We start from the raw sequence: 17822 nt of genomic DNA, 5'->3' as shown, positions 1-17822 counted from the left end.
GGCAAACTCACAACGATTCTCAAGCATAGTCAAGGGTTTTCCGACTAATCAAGAGCCGTTACGATTCAAGCCTCGTTTTGCTCCGAGAATTTGCCCTCGTTACCAATATCCGCAAGGTAATGGCTGAAATCGTAAAAATCCCACCAATGATATACAGTGACCTGTTCCCTAGTCCTAAGCCAATCAACCGCACCACACCCACCATGCTTAGAGTGGCAATTAAAAACGGTGTGCCGTCGATGTAATCGACGCGATCTCCTTCTTGGTCTTGTGCCAAATTGAGAGAATGCTCGCGTACAACGCGCCTAGCCAGAAATGGGTTCCCCCCACATCGTTGTTCCAGTAACGCAAGCTCTGAAGCTGGTAACTTTAGCCCAATCTCTGTTGCTTCCTCCAACATGATTTCTCTAATTTGAGAACTTTCGAGCGCTCGTATACATATGCGTGGCATTTTAAAAAAAATCCCCCCAGCAGGAGGTTTAGTTGCAAGCATTAGTAACAACGCCCGATCCGCCAAGCAATTTTTTAACCATCTCTGCATGGCAACTGGATAATGGTTGGCGTTATCGCATATCAACAAAGTATTGTTAGTTGATAGAGCAGTTTTGATTTCCATCCGAAGCTGTGCAGCGCTGTAGGGTTTAGGCTTCGCACCGCTATTGTCTACCGTGTCACAGCCTAACTGGTCACATATTTCTAGAAGGGTGTCTTTTGAACTGCTTTCGTAATCTGCGATCGCTACATTCCAACCCCTAGAACTAAAGACAGTCTCGACTGCCTCAGCGATCGCAGATTTGCCCGATCCCTCTTCACCGATTATCAAAAGCGATTGCTTACTTTCTAGGCTAGCGATCGCTTGATTGATTTCATTCTGTCTGAAGTTGTCCATGCTTTAGTAGTCAGAATTGTAATTTTTAGCAATCTAGACCTTTTTCCTAGACTAAACAAAGCCACAATATTTTTATTATTCTCGTTAGGACAATCTTTGATTTTGAGTCCTGATTAAGTCCTCTAAATGCAAAATACAAGCAAAAGTATATTCAGTATTGAATCTCAGATTGATAAATTTTCCCTTGGTAAGGGAAAGGTCACGGGTTCAAATCCCGTTGAGGGCTTTATAGAGAGAAAGGTTGCAATGCAACCTTTTTTATTGCTGATCGCTTTCCAGATCGAAAATTACTTTTTGCCAATACCAAACTTCAGGCATGTTTGGTTTTTCCTGCTTTGCTATATCGATCAGACGCTGCGCGATCGCCATATTCCCGCCAACTAAACCAAGTAACCGTTGTTGTAATTCTAAACTTGGCATTTGCATCAGATCTACAGTAGCCGCAGCACTAGCAAGTTGACGCTTCTGCTCTTGGGTTTGTTTTTCGAGTTCCGATTGCCAGAGATTGATGCGCGTGAGGGCGTACTGATAGCGATCCATAAGTGAGCGGTTAAACCAAATATTTGCTGCCTGTTGGTAATCATCGATCGCCCCCTTGAGATCGCCAAAGTCATATCTTGCCTCGGCGCGATCGCAATAGAGTTGAGGGCTTTGATGATTGAGAGCTAGCGATCGCGAAAAATCTTCAATTGCAGTACGATAGTCTTTAAGTTTGAGGTGGGCTTTAGCGCGATGGCTATAGATTTCACTATTGCTGGGATATTCGCGGAGTAACTCATTAAAATCAGCGATCGCCCCCTGAGCATCACCAATTTCCACGCGAATTTTGCCCCGACCAATGCGAACTTCTGGGTTTTGAGGTTCTAGAAATAGTGCTTGATTAAGATCTTTGAGCCCACTTTGAGGATCGCCTAATTTCCCAAAAACTAAGCCCCGCAAGCAGAAAGCTTTCACATTTTTGGGCTCAATTTGTAAAAGCCAATTGAGATCGATCAGGGCATTTGTATAGTCACTCTTGTCAATTTTTTGCTGTACATTTACCAACAAATCTTCTGTTGATGGCGGTAATAAAGCTTCTAGCGGTTTATAGCTCTCGATACAACGACGACAATTTTCTTCATCACGAAGTTCTAAAAACAAGCTAGCAGCTTTTTTGTAAGTAGCAATCGCCTTTTCGATTTGATTTTGTTGCTTATAGGTCAAGCCCAGTAATTGATGGGAGATCGCTGATTTGGGGTTAAGTACTAGAGCTTGGGCAATGTCAGCTTGAGCACTACTAATATCTGTGATCGCTATACGGGTAATGCTGCGAGCAATGTATACATCAATTGCCTCAGGATTTAGCTGGATCGCTTGGTCATAGTCAGCGATCGCACCTTGGCGATCGCCCAAATCAAAGAGAGCTAAACCACGCTGGTAGTAGGCTTCTGCTAAGTGAAGATTAGCCGCAATCGCGCAGCTAAAGGCTTGTATAGCGCCATAGCGATCGCCTGATTTTGCCTTTGCCAACCCCTGCTGATAAAAATCTTCATTAAAATCTTGTGTCATGGCTGTACTTGCTACTCAAGCTATAGCGATATGATAAATGAAACTCATACTTTTGCAGTGCATTACTCGCGGAGTTAATCCAATGTCCAAAAGACCGAAAGAAAGACCAAAAGATATCAAGCATCAGATTGAGAAAACCCTACATACGGTTGTTGATGTCGCTCAACAGCAGTATGAAAAAAATTTAAAAAAAGCCCATAAAAATGTTGACAAACAGGTTGACTCGGTACGAGATCGCCTTGAGGAGTTTGATAGCTGGGCGGTGGAGTCGGTGAATGAGGCTTTAGAAAATGTCGAGAAGAAAATAGAGAAAAAAGTCTCTAAAACTGTCAGCCGTATTCAAAAAGCAGCGAGATCGGCATGGCAAAAATTATCCGATTAAGCAAAAAAGAAGCGTGAAACGCTTCTTTTTTGCTTAGGTACTGATGTTACGTGGAACTCAGATGATGAATTTCTTGCTGCTAGCACGACAGGGCAACCACGGGGGGGATTGCCCCTACCCCAATAATTTAGATTTTGTAGATACTGTCTTGAGTACCAAAAAGTCAAGAGGGAATTTGAACAAAATTAGGATCGAAAGAACGCTGAGACTTGAGAACGCCAAAGACCTGTCGCAATAGCTTGTGCATGACAGCGCCAATGACCGACATTTTGGACTTACCCTTAGCCGTAAGGCGATCGCAGAAAGCAGCAATCGGCGAATTATAACGACGAGCCACAATCGCAGGCATAAACAAAGCTTTACGCAAACGAGAATTACCAATTTTCGATAAACGTGGTTTTCCATGAACCGAAGACCCAGAAGAGAACTCACGGGGAGTTAAACCCGCAAAAGCAGCTAATTGATCAGCAGTATCAAAAGCCGAAATATCCCGAATTTCTGCGAGTAATACAGTTGCAGTCAAATCAGCAATACCAGGAATGGAAGTCAACAAATCCCGTTGAGATTTCAAATGGGGATGTTGATCAAAGTGCTGACGAATCAATTTTTTGGTCATCTCAATTTGCTCTTTGAGAAAATCAATGTGAGCAATAATTGCTTCAACCAAAATTTGGTCAGCCGTAGCAAGACGATTCTGCTCTTGCTGCTGCATAGCAGTTAAGCTATCTAAACGATGCACCAATGCTTGGAGTTGCTCAATTTCTAATGCAGGTGGTGTCCATGGTGCAGGTTTTAAAGCAGCACAAAATCTAGCAATAACTTTGGCATCAGCACGGTCTGTTTTTGTGCGACTTAACTCACTCTTGCCAAAGGCTTTGGGGCGTGATGGATTAACGATACTTACTTTGTAACCTAATCCTACTAAGAATCTAGCTAAGGCATTGCCGTATGTACTGGTGGCTTCCATACAGCTATGTAAATTGGTGACACCTTGAGTGTTTAGCCATGCTTGTAATACCAAAACACAAAGAAGAGGCAACAGATGATATAAGAGAAAAAGGAGAAAGAGGATAACAAAATGGCAGGGGTATATAGATTAGAAATAAGTGAAAGCGAAGAAGAGCTAAAAGAGATGCTAGGGCGGCAGAAAACAGGCTCAGATAAAGAACGAGTGCAAGTATTGTACTTACTGAAAAGCAAGCAAGCTGGCACAGTGCAAGCCGCCGCTCAACTAATCGGGAGAAACCGTAGCACAGTGCAAGAGTGGATCAGAGGATATCGAGAGGGAGGAATAGCAGGAATACTAAGCCATAAACCAAGAGTAGGCAGAATACCCAAAATCCCAGATTGGGCGCAAAAAGCACTGGACAAACAACTGCAACAGGAAAAAGGATTTAATAGCTACGGAGAGATACGACAATGGCTACAGGAAAAACTAGGAATCGAAAGTACCTATAAAAATGTGCATGACTTGGTGCATTACCGAATGAAGGCAAAACCAAAGGTAGCCCGTCCCTATAGCGCCAGTCAAAACCAAGGGCAACGCGAGGATATATAAAAAAAACTCTCGGATAACCTAGCCATGGTGGCATGGTATGCCGTGACCGTGTTGGGATTAACGGGAAAAGTCCGATTCTTTTGTCAAGACGAAACAAGGATTGGTTTGAAAACCATCAGTGGTCGTAAAATAACGGCTCGTGGGGTCAAACCCAAGGCAAAAGTCCAGTGGCAGTTTCAGGCTACATGGTTATACGGCATCGTCGAACCTGCGACGGGAGAAAGCTTTTTCTATGAATTTAGTCATCTCAACACTGACTGTTTTCAAATATTTCTAGACCTTGTATCAGAGAAATTTGCAGACAGCATAATTATCTTGCAAGTTGATCAGGCTGGTTGTCATCGGGCTAAGCGTTTACGATTACCTCACAATATCATTTTGATATTTCAGCCTGCTCATTCTCCAGAATTAAACCCAATTGAGCGGGTTTGGCTACATTTGAAGCAAGGGTTGAGATTTTCTTTACCCAAAAATATGGATGAGTTGCGGCTTTTGGTCAAGAATCGTCTCTCCGAAATGACTAAATCTGTAATTGCTTCTCTTGTCGGTAGAGATTCCATACTGGATGCTCTATCTGTTGCCTCTCTTTTGTGATTTGGTATAATTCAGCAAATCCTTCAGGATTGTTGGCAAATACTTTGCTCTTGATTTTGGCGTTGCCTTGGATGAGTGCAACATCAAATTTGGCTTTGCTAATGTCTATTCCTAAAACATCACATACTTTATTGCTATTGTTCATAGTGTTTTCCTTGCTTCTTGCTAGAGTTTCGAGTAAAGCAATTAGTGGAGTTTAACTATCCTTGTGAATGCAGGTTTACCCATGGGGCGACCTCTGATACTGTCCAGTCTTTACTGTTTCCACTGTTAGGGCAGAGACGACTCTATCTACATTACGGGCTTGGTGTCCCTAGGGGCTGCTCGAGTTTATCTCTGCTTTTGCTTGTTTGGATTGTAGTAAAGATTTTATCCTTTAACTTTCTTCCTAGATACAAGGGGCTGCGCCCCCGTGCCAGCCCTAGACTTAGATGATCGTAGAATTCTATCCACGTAACATCAGTTAGGTAGGAACTTGAATTTGGCTCATCAGTTTGCTAAAACGATCGCTATAGAGGCGATAGCTAAGCGGATGGGCAATCAATCGGGCTGTGCTTTGATATAAAACTTCAATTTCAATCAGTCCGTTATCTTTGAGAGTTTTGCCTGTTGAGACTAAATCAACGATCGCTTCAGCCATACCTGTAATTGGTCCCAGCTCAACGGAGCCATACAGGGGAATAATCTCGACAGGTAAATCAATGCTGTCAAAGTAGGTCTGGGCGCATCCGACATATTTAGAGGCAATGCGGCTGTGGGGTGGGAGATCTAAGGGCGATCGGTAGCGGCTCTCTCCTGAAACAGCGATCGACATCCGACAACCACCAAATCCTAAGTCTAGTAATTTGGCAACTTTTGGCTTTTTTTCACGCAAAACATCTTCGCCGACGATGCCCGCTTGGGCTTGTCCATATTCTACATATACAGGCACATCCTGCGCTCTGACCAGCAAGGCTCTGGCGGTTCCTGTGGGATCTAAAATTTGTAGTTGACGGTTTGCAGGATCAAGAAAAACGCTAAAGTCAAGTCCCACGCCTTGGAGTAAGCGGATCGAGTCTTTTAATAGTGAGCCTTTGGGCAGTGCGAAGGTGAACATGGAATGTTTTAAAGCGTTGGTCATAGTTAATTCTATAGCTATAGAGTCGCGACGCTTTGCGTCGCAATTATTACTTGGGGCTAGCGATCGCTAATTGATATGAGCGCTTCAGGCTTAAAAATTGTGCCAATCAAAAATCTGGGTAACCGTCAAAGTTAAGTCAAGACCACTTGTCCCTTCCCAAGTTCCTAGCCATAGCCCCAAGGACTAACACCACAGCTTCGCTAGTCGTCTGTTGGGGAAGAGTGTTAACCATATTCGAGAACCAACAAGAAGAAACCGTTCCAATACTCTAAACATGGCAGCACTTTTTACTTTAACGTCAGTTCGACGCAAATAGCTATATCGAACTCACGTTAAGTAGCTAGGCATAAGTAAACTAAAAACCAAAAAGGTTGTTCCGCCCGCGTAGCGGGCGGAACAACCTCTGGTTTTAGATTTTAATTAAGCCCAGCTACTTACTTTATAAACCATTGCCGATCGCAAAAAATGCTGACCAATAGAAAGGATGATTGTAATTTGACGATTTGATTAGAGAGACTTGTGCTTTGCGTAATGCCTCAGCAATAGGAACATTACCTGTTTGCAGTTCACCATAAAATGCTTCTATTAAAGCCTGTGTTCCTGCATCATCGACTTTCCAGAAGGAAGCGATCGCATTTTTTGCACCTGCTTTCTGAACTTGATAGCCAAAGCCTAAGATTTCCACCCCATCACCAAGCTTACCAACTCCAGTTTGACAAGCACTTAGCACGATCAAATCGATATTCGGAATTTGCCAATCGGTGATTTCATTGAGACGGATTTTGTCACCATTGCCGAAAATGATGAAGGAGTTTTCTGGAACGCCTATGTTAAATTCGGCATGGGTGGCGAGATGCAGAATATTATGATTTTTGGATTTTGCTTCGATCGCTTGGCGGCTAAATTGATCCTCAATTAAAGTAACTGAGTTATCAAAGGAATTTGCGATCGCTTGAACTTCTGTTATTGTTGCAGGTAAAGCGTTTTGTCCAAATTTGAGTTCACCATATTTCCCACCAAATGCTCCTGCTAGGATGTTGGGTTGAGTATTTAGCTTTGGTGAAAAGTCAAAGAGGCTATAGGCAATGAGGTTACTAATACGGTATTTCTCTGCTAGCCATTGGTTACCGTCATAGAGGGCGGCGATGGGAATATATCGCAGTTGTCCATCGGGTGCATAAAGGATCGTTGTGGCTTTGGCTTGGATGATTTCGGCTTCGATGGGTTTAATTAGCAATTTGTAGAGTTGAGCCGCAGTTTCTTTGACATCTTCAGAGCCAGCATCAAGGAGTGCAGCTCTAAAATCAATCACTAGGGTTTCTAGTTCTTCTTGCGAGATTTTGACAGTGCGGCTGATGGGGATGGTATTGGGCGAGAAGAGGATGATCTCGAGGCGATCGCCTAGGATGAATGGATAGAGTAATACGGTTCCATTTGGGATTTGGTTGAGATAGTCGGGAACTTTATTGATTTCAGATTTGCGAAGTCGTTGAATCTGCTTAGCAAGTTGGCTGTTAATTTCAGGACTATTCTCAAAGCTAACCGCTAACAGCTTATCGCTAATCGCTTTCTCTGCTTCTAAAAGTCGGACACCTTGCGCCGATCTGTCACTGCCCTTGATATTTTTGAAATAGTCTTCGAGTTCTTGGACTTTGAGGAGATCGAGAACTTGCAGGGCTTCCATGATCCGTCCTTGCTTGAGAAGGAGATCCGCAAGGTTGCGATAGCTATTTGTAATGGTATTGGTAAAAGACTGCTGTTCTTCTTCTCTAAGTCCCTTGAGACTTTGGCGAATAGACTCAAATACATTAACAGCTTGCTTATAAAAGAGAATCGAGATTTCAGTCTGGCCAAGTTGATTAAAATCGAACCCTAAATTATTGAGTGATGTTGCCTCACCTTGGCGATCGCCAATTTGCTTTTTGATTGCCAAGGACTGCTGATGTAAATCAATTGCTCTTGAATACTGTCTAAGATTTTTGTAGGCAACACCCAAATTATTGAGTGACCTAGCCTCGCCTTGGCGATCGCCGATTTTCTCCTGCATTTCTAAAGCTTGTCCATAGAAGTCAATAGCCTTTTGATATTGTCCAAGCCTGTCATAGACCGCACCCAAATTATTGAGTGATCTTGCTTCAATACTGCTCTCACCGATTTGCTTAGCGATCGCTACGGACTGCTGATAAAAATCAATCGCCTTCTGGTACTGTCCCAGATAGTCATATACAAGTCCCATATTATTGAGTGACGTTGCTTCACCATCGCGATCGCCAATTTGCTTTTTGATCGCTAAGGATTGCTGATAGAAGTCTATTGCTTTCTGGTATTGCCCAAGATTTTTGTATATAGCGCCCAAATTATTGAGTGATCTTGCCTCACCATTGCGATCGCCAATTTGCTTTTTGATTGCTAAGGCTTGTTGATAAAAAGCAATAGCCTTTTGATACTGTCCAAGATTGTCGGAAGCAAATCCTAAATTATTGAGTGATATTGATTCCCCTTCGCGATCGTCGATTTTCTTTTGAGTTGCTAAGGCTTGCTGATAAAATTCAATTGCTTTCTGGTACTGCCCAATATTGTTATAAGCTAATCCCAAATTATTGAGTGATGTTGCTTCTCCATAGTGATGACCAATTTGTTTTTGGATCGCTAGGGCTTGCTGATAGAGTTCTATCGCTTTCTGGTACTGTCCGAGACTATCGTATGCGCCACCTAAATTACTGAGTGCCATTGCCTCCCCTTTGCGATCGCTGATTTGGGTTGTGATCGTGAGAGATTGTTGATAGAAATCAATGGCTTTCTGATATTGTCCAAAGTTTTCGTAGGCAGTACCTAAATTATTGAGTATAGTTGCTTCGCCTTTACGATCTTTGATTGTGCGATAGATTCCTAAAGCTAGTTGCCATGTTTGAATAGCTTCTCGATAAAGACTAGCTTGATATAACTGATTTCCTTGCCTTAATAGTCGAGTTGCTTCTGCTTGGGAATCTGGCGCTGGTTGTGCTTGAACACTGTTATTGATAATGGTGGACATCGGCAAACAAGACAAAAAAGTCAACATCACGATACCGATCGCCTTATTCATCGCCCACATCCTCACATTTACATCCAAACCCGCAGTATCACACCAGACAGCATAAAGCGATATTCTCCAAAACAGGCGATCGTTACAAAAAACATAACTAAAATCCACCAATTCTCCGTAGGGGCAAAGCATTACCGCCACCATCTACGCATATCATCGAGATCGTCGAACGGTATTGCTACGCCCAAACCTCACAACGCAGCCCCAATTTATCGGTGAGAGCGAAGAGGGTTTAGCATTTGCGGATTGAGATTTCTTGTGAGGAGATTGAATATTGCGGCGCAAATGCTAAACCCCTTGTATCTAGGAAGAAAAGTAAAGGATAAAATCTTTACTAAACTCCAACAAGCAAAAGCAGAGATAAACTCGTTAAACCCCTAGGGACACCAAGCTCGAACTGTAGACAGAGTCGTCTCTGCTTCAACAGTGGAAACAGTAAAGACAGGACAGTATCAGAGGTCGCCCAACAGGTAAACCTGCATTCACAAGGATAGTTAAACACCACTAATTGCTTTACTCGAAACTCTAGCAAGAGACAAGGAAAACACTATGAACAATAGCAATGAAGTATGTGATGTTTTAGGAATAGATATCAGCAAAGCCAAATTTGATGTTGCACTTATCCAAGGCAACGCCAAAATCAAGAGCAAAGTATTTGCCAACAATCCTGAAGGATTTTCTGAATTACAAGCATGGCTAAATACTCAAGGTGTCACAAATTTACATAGCTGTATGGAAGCCACCAGCACTTACGGCAATGGGTTAGCTAGATTCTTAGTAGAAGCAGGCAAAGTAAGTATTGTTAATCCATCACTTCCCAAAGCCTTTGGTAAAAGTGAATTAAGTCGCACAAAAACAGACCGTGCTGATGCCAAAGTTATTGCCAGATTTTGTACAAAGCATTCCCAAATTAAGGTGATCTGAAAATTCATAAATTTCTGTGGGAATGCTATGCCCCTACATTTCTATAAATCCTATGTGCTCTGTGCTTTTTGCCCCTCTAGCCCCCCCAATTCTGGGGGGAGTCACATTTAAGTCCTCTAGCATTGGGGGATTTAGGGGGCTAGACACCTAATAAATTTAAACGAGGTGTTAAGGATTGTGTAATTCTTAAATGGGATCTTATTCTAAACCCATCACCATCTCAACCCGCAAATACTAGGCTATTTGTGCATTTACAGACTTTGATTTTTAGGAGTATATAATGAATTTAATAAAACCAAGACAAGATTTGGATAACGCATAAATTTATGTCGATCGCTCAGCTTGCCTCCAAAATCGATAAAGTTAAAGTCTATGCCGAAGGCTCCACTGTGAAGCGGTTAGCAAGTCTATCAGCGATCGCATGGCAAAATGAAAACGATGAAAATGTTGAAGTGGAAATCGTTGGACTACCACTGGCTCTAGATGATGGAAGTATCAGGGTAAGGGTAGACAACGGCACAGAGACAGACAGCAACATAATAGTTACAGATGTGCGGGTTGGGTTACATGTCCCGCCACCTGTGGAAGTTCCTATATCAGATTTAGAAGCATCCATCCAGTCCGCCAAAGCTGAGGTTGATCGCCTGAATGATTTGATGAATGTAATAGTCCTAGAAATGTCGGCTTTGAATGTGCTGCATGTCCCCGATCGCCCGATTGGTGAACAAGGCAAAGCGCCACCAACCTCACCAACAGGCGCAAGAATCGCCCTAGCCAATTTCAAGGATGAGCAGAAACAATTACGCATTAAAGAGCATCGAGAACTTGAAAGTCAACTGCGAAAGGCAACCGAACAATTAGCCGATCTCCAGCAACAACAAAACCTTGCCTCTAATGCCAATGTCGCCAAAGAAAACGAATTGCGTAAAACCATCGTGGCGCGTTTGCAAATTCGCGATCGCCAAGCAGCATCTTTGCCAGTACCCGATAATCTACAACTGATTGTGGAATATTTTGTCCAAGGAGCAAAATGGATACCCACCTATGTCTGTCGGCTCAATAGTGCCAACAATACTGCCGCGATCGCCTTGAGAGCCTTGATTTGTCAGCGTACTGGTGAAGACTGGTCGGGTGTGCAGATCGAGCTTTCGACAGCTACGCCGATGGGTTGGTGTGAGTTGCCAGAGTTGCCTTCTTTGCGATTAGGGCGATCGCAGACTTTCGCATCTAAAAAAGCTTGGCGCAATCCACCCAAGGGATCAGAGGTTCTGTTTGAAGATTATGATCTTCAGAGACAGATCGCCGATAGCGCCATTAGTACTACTTCAATTTCGCAAAATTTTCAAATACCATCACTAGAGCCATTATCAGCAGTAACCCGATCGATTCTGAACCAGAATCTTGAATATTTAAAAATAGATTCTGGTTCAGAGCTTAGTCAAAATCTGCTGGGTCGGGGAGTCAACTCGGTTGAGTTAGCAAGTGAAGCCATCTCGTTTGACGAACAGAACCAATATTTTGGTGCTATGTCATCAGAAGTTGATGCAGAGTTGGAAGATCTGAAATTTAGGATGCAATCTAGAGTTTGCAGCAGTGCACCAGCTCCTGCTCCAGAAAGAATGGAAGAAAGCGTTATGATGAGTGAAGCTAAAGCTCCTCAAGCAGCTATGAGGAAGGCAAGGGCTCCTGCTTCTGCACAAAGTTCTACGCTTTTGGATCGACAAGGGGCAGTAATGCGAGAATCCATCTTTGATACTGTTCAAGAGATTACGAACTATGGACTGATGCGATTGGCTGATCCTAGTAATACCTCACAGCGTGGCAAACTCAGTTTGCCTGATGTACAGACACTCTATTTAGAATCCCTGAAGCGATCGCAGATAACGATTAACTTTGATCTGACGATGGTTTTGCGAAAAGCCTTACAGTTAGCTGCTTGTTCTAACATTCCCTTACCTGCGGGTGGAACGAATGTGCGTCAAATGGCAGGTGCTTTTGACTTTGCCTATCTTGGGACTGGACGCATTGATATTCCGTCGGATGGGCAATTTCATTCCGTGGCTCTGCTTGAAGAGAATGCCGAAATTGATATGCGTTATGTTGTTGTTCCCCGTGAAGACACCAATGTTTTTCGGATCGCGCAACTTCGCAACCCGCTGCGATCACCATTACTATCAGGTTCTACCGATGTCTATGTGGATGGGGAATATATTCTCTCAACGCGCATTAATACCGTGCCACCCAAGGGACAAATGGAACTAGGTTTAGGCGTAGAGCAATCGATTAAAGTGGCGCGAAATACCTCCTTTAAAGAAGTGCGATCGGGTATGAGTCTGGTTGCCTTTAACGAACTGCGTCACAGTATTCATATCGCGATCGCCAATCGACTAGGACGAGATGCCCGTATCGAAGTACGCGAACGTGTCCCTGTTCCCCAAGCGGATGTAAAAGTTGATGTGACCGTTACGCAGGTTTCACCAGCATGGGAAAAGTACGAACAGCAAGAACGTAATGCCATCATCAAAGGCGGCTATCGTTGGCATGTCAACGTTCCCGCAGGTGGTGAAACGGAATTAACCGCCGACTATACGATCAAAACCTTTGTGGACAATGAGCTAGTTAACGGTAATCGGAGAGAGGAATAGCCCATGATATCAACTGAAATTCAGACCCTAGATCTAAATGCTCCTGTGACTACCGTGACCCTGCTCGAAGATCGCGCTCAAGTTCAACGGATAGCCAAGGTAACTTTAGCCGCAGGACTATGGCGAGTGCATATTGATCGGGTGACTCCGATTCTCTCTGATAAGTCGCTACGGGCGGAATTTAGAGGTCGCCAATCTGGTGCGCGAGTAAATGATGTACGTGTGCGCCGACGCATGTTAATTAAGGAATCCGATCGCTCAGGTTTAATCGAGGAGTTAAAGACCGAATGGCGATCGCAATTTGAGCAATACAATGTCCTCACTGAAGATCGCCAACAACTGGAAGAACAGTTCCACCAAATTGGCATAATTTTGGGCAAGGCTTTGCAAGAACTGCCCATTGACGCGGCTTGGGGACAGGTTGATCCGATGGCATGGCGATCGCAATTACAGCCACTATTTCAAAAAATGCGGGAATCTCGTAGCGAAATTCTCCATACTTACCATGCACAGGCAAAATTAAAGTCAGCGATCGAGCGACTCGTAAGCCGTATCCAAGCTGAAACTAGACCAGATCAGATGTTTATAGCTCACATTGAGGCTGATTTGGCGATCGCGGAAACGGGCGAGTACGAACTAGCCTTTGATTATGTGGTTCCTAATGCCTTCTGGCGACCCTATCATCAAGCCCAATTGCAAATGGGAGAGAATTCCCAATTAACTTTCCGTACCGATGGTTGTGTTTGGCAAAACACAGGCGAAGAATGGTTAAATGTTGATTTAGTTTTCTCCACAGCCCGTGCTTCTCTTGGCACTGAGCCACCTTTACTCACCGATGATTGGCTGAATATTCGCGAGAAAGGAAAGAAGATTGCTGTAGAAATGCGCGATCAAACGGTGAAAACTACGGGGCTAGGTGTAGCAACAAGACCAGAGGCGATCGATCTACCAGGGGTAGATGATGGTGGTGAAGTGCGAACAATTCGCGCTCCTCAAAAAGCAAATATTCCCTCCAATGGCAATCCCTATCGTGTGCCATTATTTCAGTTCCAATCCTCAGCCAAGATTGAGTATGTGCTGATGCCAGAGATCGCTCTGCAAGTCGTTCTCAAAAGTGAACAAACAAATAATGCGACCTTACCAATTCTGGCTGGTCCTGTCGATCTAGTACGGTCTACTGAATATGTCGGGCGAACAACTGTATCTTTTATCGCTCCCCAAGAAAAATTTGCCCTTGGTTGGGGGACTGATGCAAATATGCGTGTCCAGCGTATTCAATCACAAAAACGTGAGAAAAATCATCTCACTCAATGGAATACGATTACCAATACCGTTAGCATTTTTCTCTCGAATATTGGTGATGAAGCCAGAAAAATCATGATGACTGAGCGTGTTCCTGTTTCCGAATTAGAAAAAGTTAAAATTGAGGTGGTTCAGGATGAAACGAGCGATCGCCTTCAACCTGATGTCAATGGCTTTTGTAATTGGGACTTACATATCTCCCCCTATTCTCAATCCAAAGTTAACCTAGTTTATAAAATTGCTGCTGCTCCTGATGTAGAGGGTTTATGAGTTATCAGATCAAAGTAATGAAGACTTTAAGCTATCCGTCGTTTGGATTTGTATTTGGGGTGATCGCGCTAACCATAGGAAGTTGTGCTATTCCAGAACTTAACCTCAATCCAACACCAACACCAACACCATCTGCTCAACCGACAACTTCCGCGATCGCCACAAATACCGCAAAGAGTAAAGAAGCTACTCAGAATGGGTTCAAAAAAGTGACGGTAGTCCAAAATTTAGAAAGACCTTGGGGAATGGCTTGGTTACCCGATGGTGCTGTGCTGATTACTGAGCGAGTTGGTCGAGTCCAAATCCTGCGAAATGGATCACTACAGCAAGTTGAGATCGCCAATATCCCCAATCTATTTGTATCTGGACAAGCAGGCTTGATGGATATCTCACTACATCCACGCTTTGCGGAAAATAGCTTGGTTTACCTCACCTATTCCTCTGGAAATTTCCAAGCTAATCACACCAGTATTTTGAGGGCAAAATTTGATGGCAAAGCTCTGGTTGAACCACAAGTAATTTTTGAGGTCAAGCCTTCAAAGTCGGGAAATCAGCATTTTGGTTCGCGCATCGTTTGGCTACCCGATGAAACGATGCTAATTGCGATCGGTGATGGTGGCAATCCACCTTTACAACTGAATGGTGAATTGATTCGGAAACAAGCCCAAAAATTAGATAGTCACCTTGGCAAAGTTTTACGGCTCAAGGATGATGGCTCCATTCCACCAGATAATCCCTTTGTGAAAACCGCTAATGCTAATCCTGCAATTTGGAGCTATGGACATCGCAATATTCAAGGGCTATTTGCTGATCCGCGATCGCAGCAGGTATGGTCAACGGAACATGGTGCAAGGGGTGGCGATGAATTAAATCTCATCGAAGCAGGTAAAAACTATGGTTGGCCAGTGGTGAGCTTTAGCCAAGAATACATTGGTGGTAAGATTTCTGACGAAACATCTCGTCCTGATATGGTCGATCCCAAATTAGTCTGGACTCCTGCGATCGCACCATCTGGGTTGCTGTTATATCGTGGCGATCGCTTTCCTAATTGGAAAGGTAATCTATTTGCAGGAGGTTTGGTATCTAAAGAAGTTATTCGCATTCAAATAGAAGGTAATCAAGCGGTAGTTCAAGAAAAGATGCCCATCGGTCAAAGGGTGCGTGATGTGCGACAGGGGAAAGATGGATTTATTTATATTCTCACTGACGAACAAGCGGGGCAACTCATCCGACTAGAACCAGTGTAGTCATGGGATGTGGCACGGAGTGCCACATCCCATGACTGCTAGTAATGATATGTATCTCTTTGCGAAGCACATTATTATTACTGATGTTACGTGGAACTCAGATGATGAATCTCTTTCTGCAAGCATGACAGGGCAACCACGGGGGGATTGCCCCTACTCCAATAATTTGATTTTGTAGGGGCTGCGCCCCCGTGCCAGCCCTAGACTTAGATGATTGTAGGAATTCCATCCACGTAACATCAGTTATTAATCGCGATCGCTATCATCTACCTTGCTAGTAGAGATAATATGAATATCTACATTTTTGAGTATTCGCAAAATCCTTTGCGTAAGCGATCCTTTAAACAGGATCTGCCAGCGTGACTTTTGGCTTTCACCCATCACAATTTGGGTAATCCGATAGCTTTGAGCGGTTTCCACGATCGCTTTTAAAGCATTGCTATCGCGCACACGAATAAAAGTACCGCCAAACTCTTTACATAAACGTTCACAAGTCTCGATATGTAAGCTTTCAGCTTTGGTTAAAAAGCGATCGGGATCATCAACGAATAAAACATAAAGTTGGGCGTGCATATATCCCGCAATTCTTGCCCCTCGGCGGAGTAATTGGAGTGAATTGGGATAGGTAGACACACAAACTAACACCCGCTCGTGAATATTACAAATGAGGTTTGTGCTGAAGCCTGACTGATCATGGGATTCTAGAGCATCTTCGATGTTATCTGCTATTTCCCGCAGGGCAAGTTCTCGTAGAGCAATCAAATGACGACGCTGAAAGAAATTGTTCAATGATTGATCGATTTTGTCAGGAGCATAGATTTTGCCATCTCGTAAACGTTCCTGAAGAGTTTCAGGCGTAACGTCAACTACTACCACTTCATCAGCTTTTTCGAGAATGTGATCGGGAATCCGCTCACGCACGATCACACCTGTAATCTTTGCCACCGTGTCATTTAAGCTCTCGATATGTTGAATATTTACAGTGGAATAGACATCAATTCCTGCTTCAAGCAGAACTTCTACATCCTGATAACGCTTTTCGCGATCGGCATTGGGGACATTAGTATGAGCTAATTCATCTACTAGCGCTAATTGGGGTTGTCGCTTGAGGATTGCCTCCGTATCCATTTCTGTAAGTGTTACGGATTCCCAGCTAATCTGTTGGCGTGGAATTAGTTCTAGTCCTATTGCTTTTGCCGCAGTTTCCTCGCGATTATGGGTTTCTAGTAAGCCAATGACGACATCAATGCCTTCAGAGCGTAGGCGATGCCCTTCCTCCAGCATCCGATAGGTTTTACCGACCCCAGGACTCATGCCGATAAAGATTTTATGCTTACCGCGCCGATGGGCTTTAATCATAAACTATCTAAAGCTAAATTTAATTTCAAGACATTCACGCCATCTTCGCCAAAGATACCGAGAAACCGCCGATCGCTATTTTGCTCAATCAGCTTTTCGAGTTGGCTCGGTTCAACTTTACGGACTTGAGCAATTCTGTTAATTTGCGCCTTTGCAGACTCAGGAGTGATGTGTGGGTCAAGACTAGAGCCAGAAGTATAGACCAAATCAGCAGTTGGTGAGATTCCCGATTGTTGTAGTTTAGATATATCCGTTTTAATTCTCTTGAGCAAGTCAGGATTGCTTGGCGAGAGATTGCTTGCACCAGAAACACCTGTTTTGAGAATATTTGCTGTATCTGATTTCGGATCGGCGGTGCTGTAGTTGGTAGTACTGGGGCGGCTGTGGAAATAGCGATCGCTAGTAAAGGGTTGTCCGATTAGAGTCGAACCGATAACTTGACCTTGAGCATTGCGGATGAGGCTACCATTGGCTTGATATGAGAGGAATGGCAACTGGGCGATCGCCAACATTCCCAAAGGATAGATTACAGCAACGAGTATCCAGAGAACTAGGGTGGCGCGAATGGCTTTGATGATTTCGTTCATATGGGGATTGGTAATTGGGAATTAATTTAAAACTTCTCAGGCTGAAACATGACGACAAATAGATAAATTGAGAAGGCAAAGGTGACAATTCCTAGAAGTCCTAGAGCATAGGCTTGGAATTTAGTGAAGCTTTCGGCATTGGCGGCATAGACCGCAGGAGCAATGATGAGATTAAAGCAGATCGCTAGAAACAGATAGATAGGATATTTCTGTTTAAGAGAGTGTTGCCAGAGATCGCTAAGGTCGGCTATGGGGAAGCTTGGAGAAATGTGAGAAGTAGTTTTTTTCATAGTTGTGAAGAAATTTTTTGTA

General features: G+C 43.6%; 15 protein-coding genes. 7 read left to right on the top strand and 8 right to left on the bottom strand.

Annotated elements, in window-relative coordinates:
• Positions 1–58: 58 nt before the first annotated feature.
• Together ABM313_RS15020 and ABM313_RS15015 are read right to left on the bottom strand one after the other, a co-directional pair.
• Complete coding sequence (locus ABM313_RS15020; protein ID WP_434683989.1) at positions 59–889, bottom strand: AAA family ATPase; 831 nt, start codon at positions 887–889, stop codon at positions 59–61.
• A 258-nt stretch (positions 890–1147) separates the two neighbouring features.
• Positions 1148–2437: a tetratricopeptide repeat protein gene (locus ABM313_RS15015; protein WP_434683988.1), complete on the bottom strand. Its 1290-nt coding sequence runs from the start codon at positions 2435–2437 to the stop codon at positions 1148–1150.
• 37 nt (positions 2438–2474) lie between these two features.
• Between ABM313_RS15015 and ABM313_RS15010 the strand changes: the two genes are divergently transcribed.
• Positions 2475–2819 carry a hypothetical protein gene (locus ABM313_RS15010; protein WP_434683987.1) on the top strand — a complete coding sequence of 115 codons (345 nt, stop codon included), beginning with the start codon at positions 2475–2477 and terminating at the stop codon, positions 2817–2819.
• A 163-nt stretch (positions 2820–2982) separates the two neighbouring features.
• On the opposite strand, the gene ABM313_RS15005 is transcribed toward ABM313_RS15010, so the two are convergent.
• On the bottom strand, positions 2983–3840 hold the full coding sequence (locus ABM313_RS15005) for an IS110 family transposase (protein ID WP_434688491.1): 858 nt from the start codon (positions 3838–3840) through the stop codon (positions 2983–2985).
• Positions 3841–3897: 57 nt separating this feature from the next.
• On the opposite strand from ABM313_RS15005, the gene ABM313_RS15000 reads away from it, so the two are divergent.
• Together ABM313_RS15000 and ABM313_RS14995 are read left to right on the top strand one after the other, a co-directional pair.
• Entirely contained in the window at positions 3898–4377 is a 480-nt protein-coding gene (locus ABM313_RS15000; protein ID WP_434683986.1) for a helix-turn-helix domain-containing protein, read from the top strand.
• Positions 4378–4401: 24 nt separating this feature from the next.
• The gene (locus tag ABM313_RS14995) at positions 4402–4971 is read left to right on the top strand and encodes an IS630 family transposase (protein ID WP_434683804.1); all 570 of its coding nucleotides are present in this window, start codon (positions 4402–4404) and stop codon (positions 4969–4971) included.
• A gap of 463 nt (positions 4972–5434) precedes the next feature.
• Here the strand turns inward: ABM313_RS14995 and hisG are convergent, their stop codons facing one another.
• Together hisG and ABM313_RS14985 are read right to left on the bottom strand one after the other, a co-directional pair.
• Positions 5435–6067: an ATP phosphoribosyltransferase gene (gene hisG, locus ABM313_RS14990; protein ID WP_434688489.1), complete on the bottom strand. Its 633-nt coding sequence runs from the start codon at positions 6065–6067 to the stop codon at positions 5435–5437.
• 463 nt (positions 6068–6530) lie between these two features.
• Positions 6531–9320 (bottom strand): CHAT domain-containing protein, encoded by a 2790-nt coding sequence (locus ABM313_RS14985; RefSeq protein WP_434683985.1) that lies wholly within the window; start codon positions 9318–9320, stop codon positions 6531–6533.
• A gap of 405 nt (positions 9321–9725) precedes the next feature.
• Between ABM313_RS14985 and ABM313_RS14980 the strand changes: the two genes are divergently transcribed.
• The 4 genes from ABM313_RS14980 to ABM313_RS14965 all read left to right on the top strand — a co-directional run bounded on the left by ABM313_RS14980 (position 9726) and on the right by ABM313_RS14965 (position 15564).
• Positions 9726–10100 carry an IS110 family transposase gene (locus ABM313_RS14980; protein ID WP_434683984.1) on the top strand — a complete coding sequence of 125 codons (375 nt, stop codon included), beginning with the start codon at positions 9726–9728 and terminating at the stop codon, positions 10098–10100.
• Between the two features lie 326 nt (positions 10101–10426).
• On the top strand, positions 10427–12745 hold the full coding sequence (locus ABM313_RS14975; RefSeq protein ID WP_434683983.1) for a DUF4139 domain-containing protein: 2319 nt from the start codon (positions 10427–10429) through the stop codon (positions 12743–12745).
• 3 nt (positions 12746–12748) lie between these two features.
• The gene (locus ABM313_RS14970) at positions 12749–14317 is read left to right on the top strand and encodes a mucoidy inhibitor MuiA family protein (RefSeq protein ID WP_434683982.1); all 1569 of its coding nucleotides are present in this window, start codon (positions 12749–12751) and stop codon (positions 14315–14317) included.
• Positions 14314–15564 (top strand): PQQ-dependent sugar dehydrogenase, encoded by a 1251-nt coding sequence (locus ABM313_RS14965; protein WP_434683981.1) that lies wholly within the window; start codon positions 14314–14316, stop codon positions 15562–15564. Before ABM313_RS14970 ends, ABM313_RS14965 begins: the two co-directional genes overlap by 4 nt.
• Before the next feature lie 246 nt (positions 15565–15810).
• On the opposite strand, the gene ABM313_RS14960 is transcribed toward ABM313_RS14965, so the two are convergent.
• The 3 genes from ABM313_RS14960 to ABM313_RS14950 are packed head-to-tail and all read right to left on the bottom strand — an operon-like array spanning position 15811 to position 17800.
• The gene (locus tag ABM313_RS14960) at positions 15811–16923 is read right to left on the bottom strand and encodes a universal stress protein (protein ID WP_434683980.1); all 1113 of its coding nucleotides are present in this window, start codon (positions 16921–16923) and stop codon (positions 15811–15813) included.
• A complete protein-coding gene (kdpC, locus tag ABM313_RS14955) occupies positions 16920–17510 on the bottom strand; it encodes a K(+)-transporting ATPase subunit C (protein ID WP_434683979.1) in 591 nt (196 codons plus the stop codon). The genes ABM313_RS14960 and kdpC overlap by 4 nt, the downstream gene beginning before the upstream one ends.
• Before the next feature lie 26 nt (positions 17511–17536).
• Positions 17537–17800 carry a potassium-transporting ATPase subunit F gene (locus ABM313_RS14950; RefSeq protein WP_434683978.1) on the bottom strand — a complete coding sequence of 88 codons (264 nt, stop codon included), beginning with the start codon at positions 17798–17800 and terminating at the stop codon, positions 17537–17539.
• Between the last annotated feature and the right edge of the window lie 22 nt (positions 17801–17822).

It is taken from the genome of Pseudanabaena minima str. Chao 2107, assembly GCF_051131155.1.
Classification (GTDB): Bacteria; Cyanobacteriota; Cyanobacteriia; order Pseudanabaenales; family Pseudanabaenaceae; genus Pseudanabaena; species Pseudanabaena minima.
This window is presented reverse-complemented; position numbering and strand designations above follow the sequence as displayed.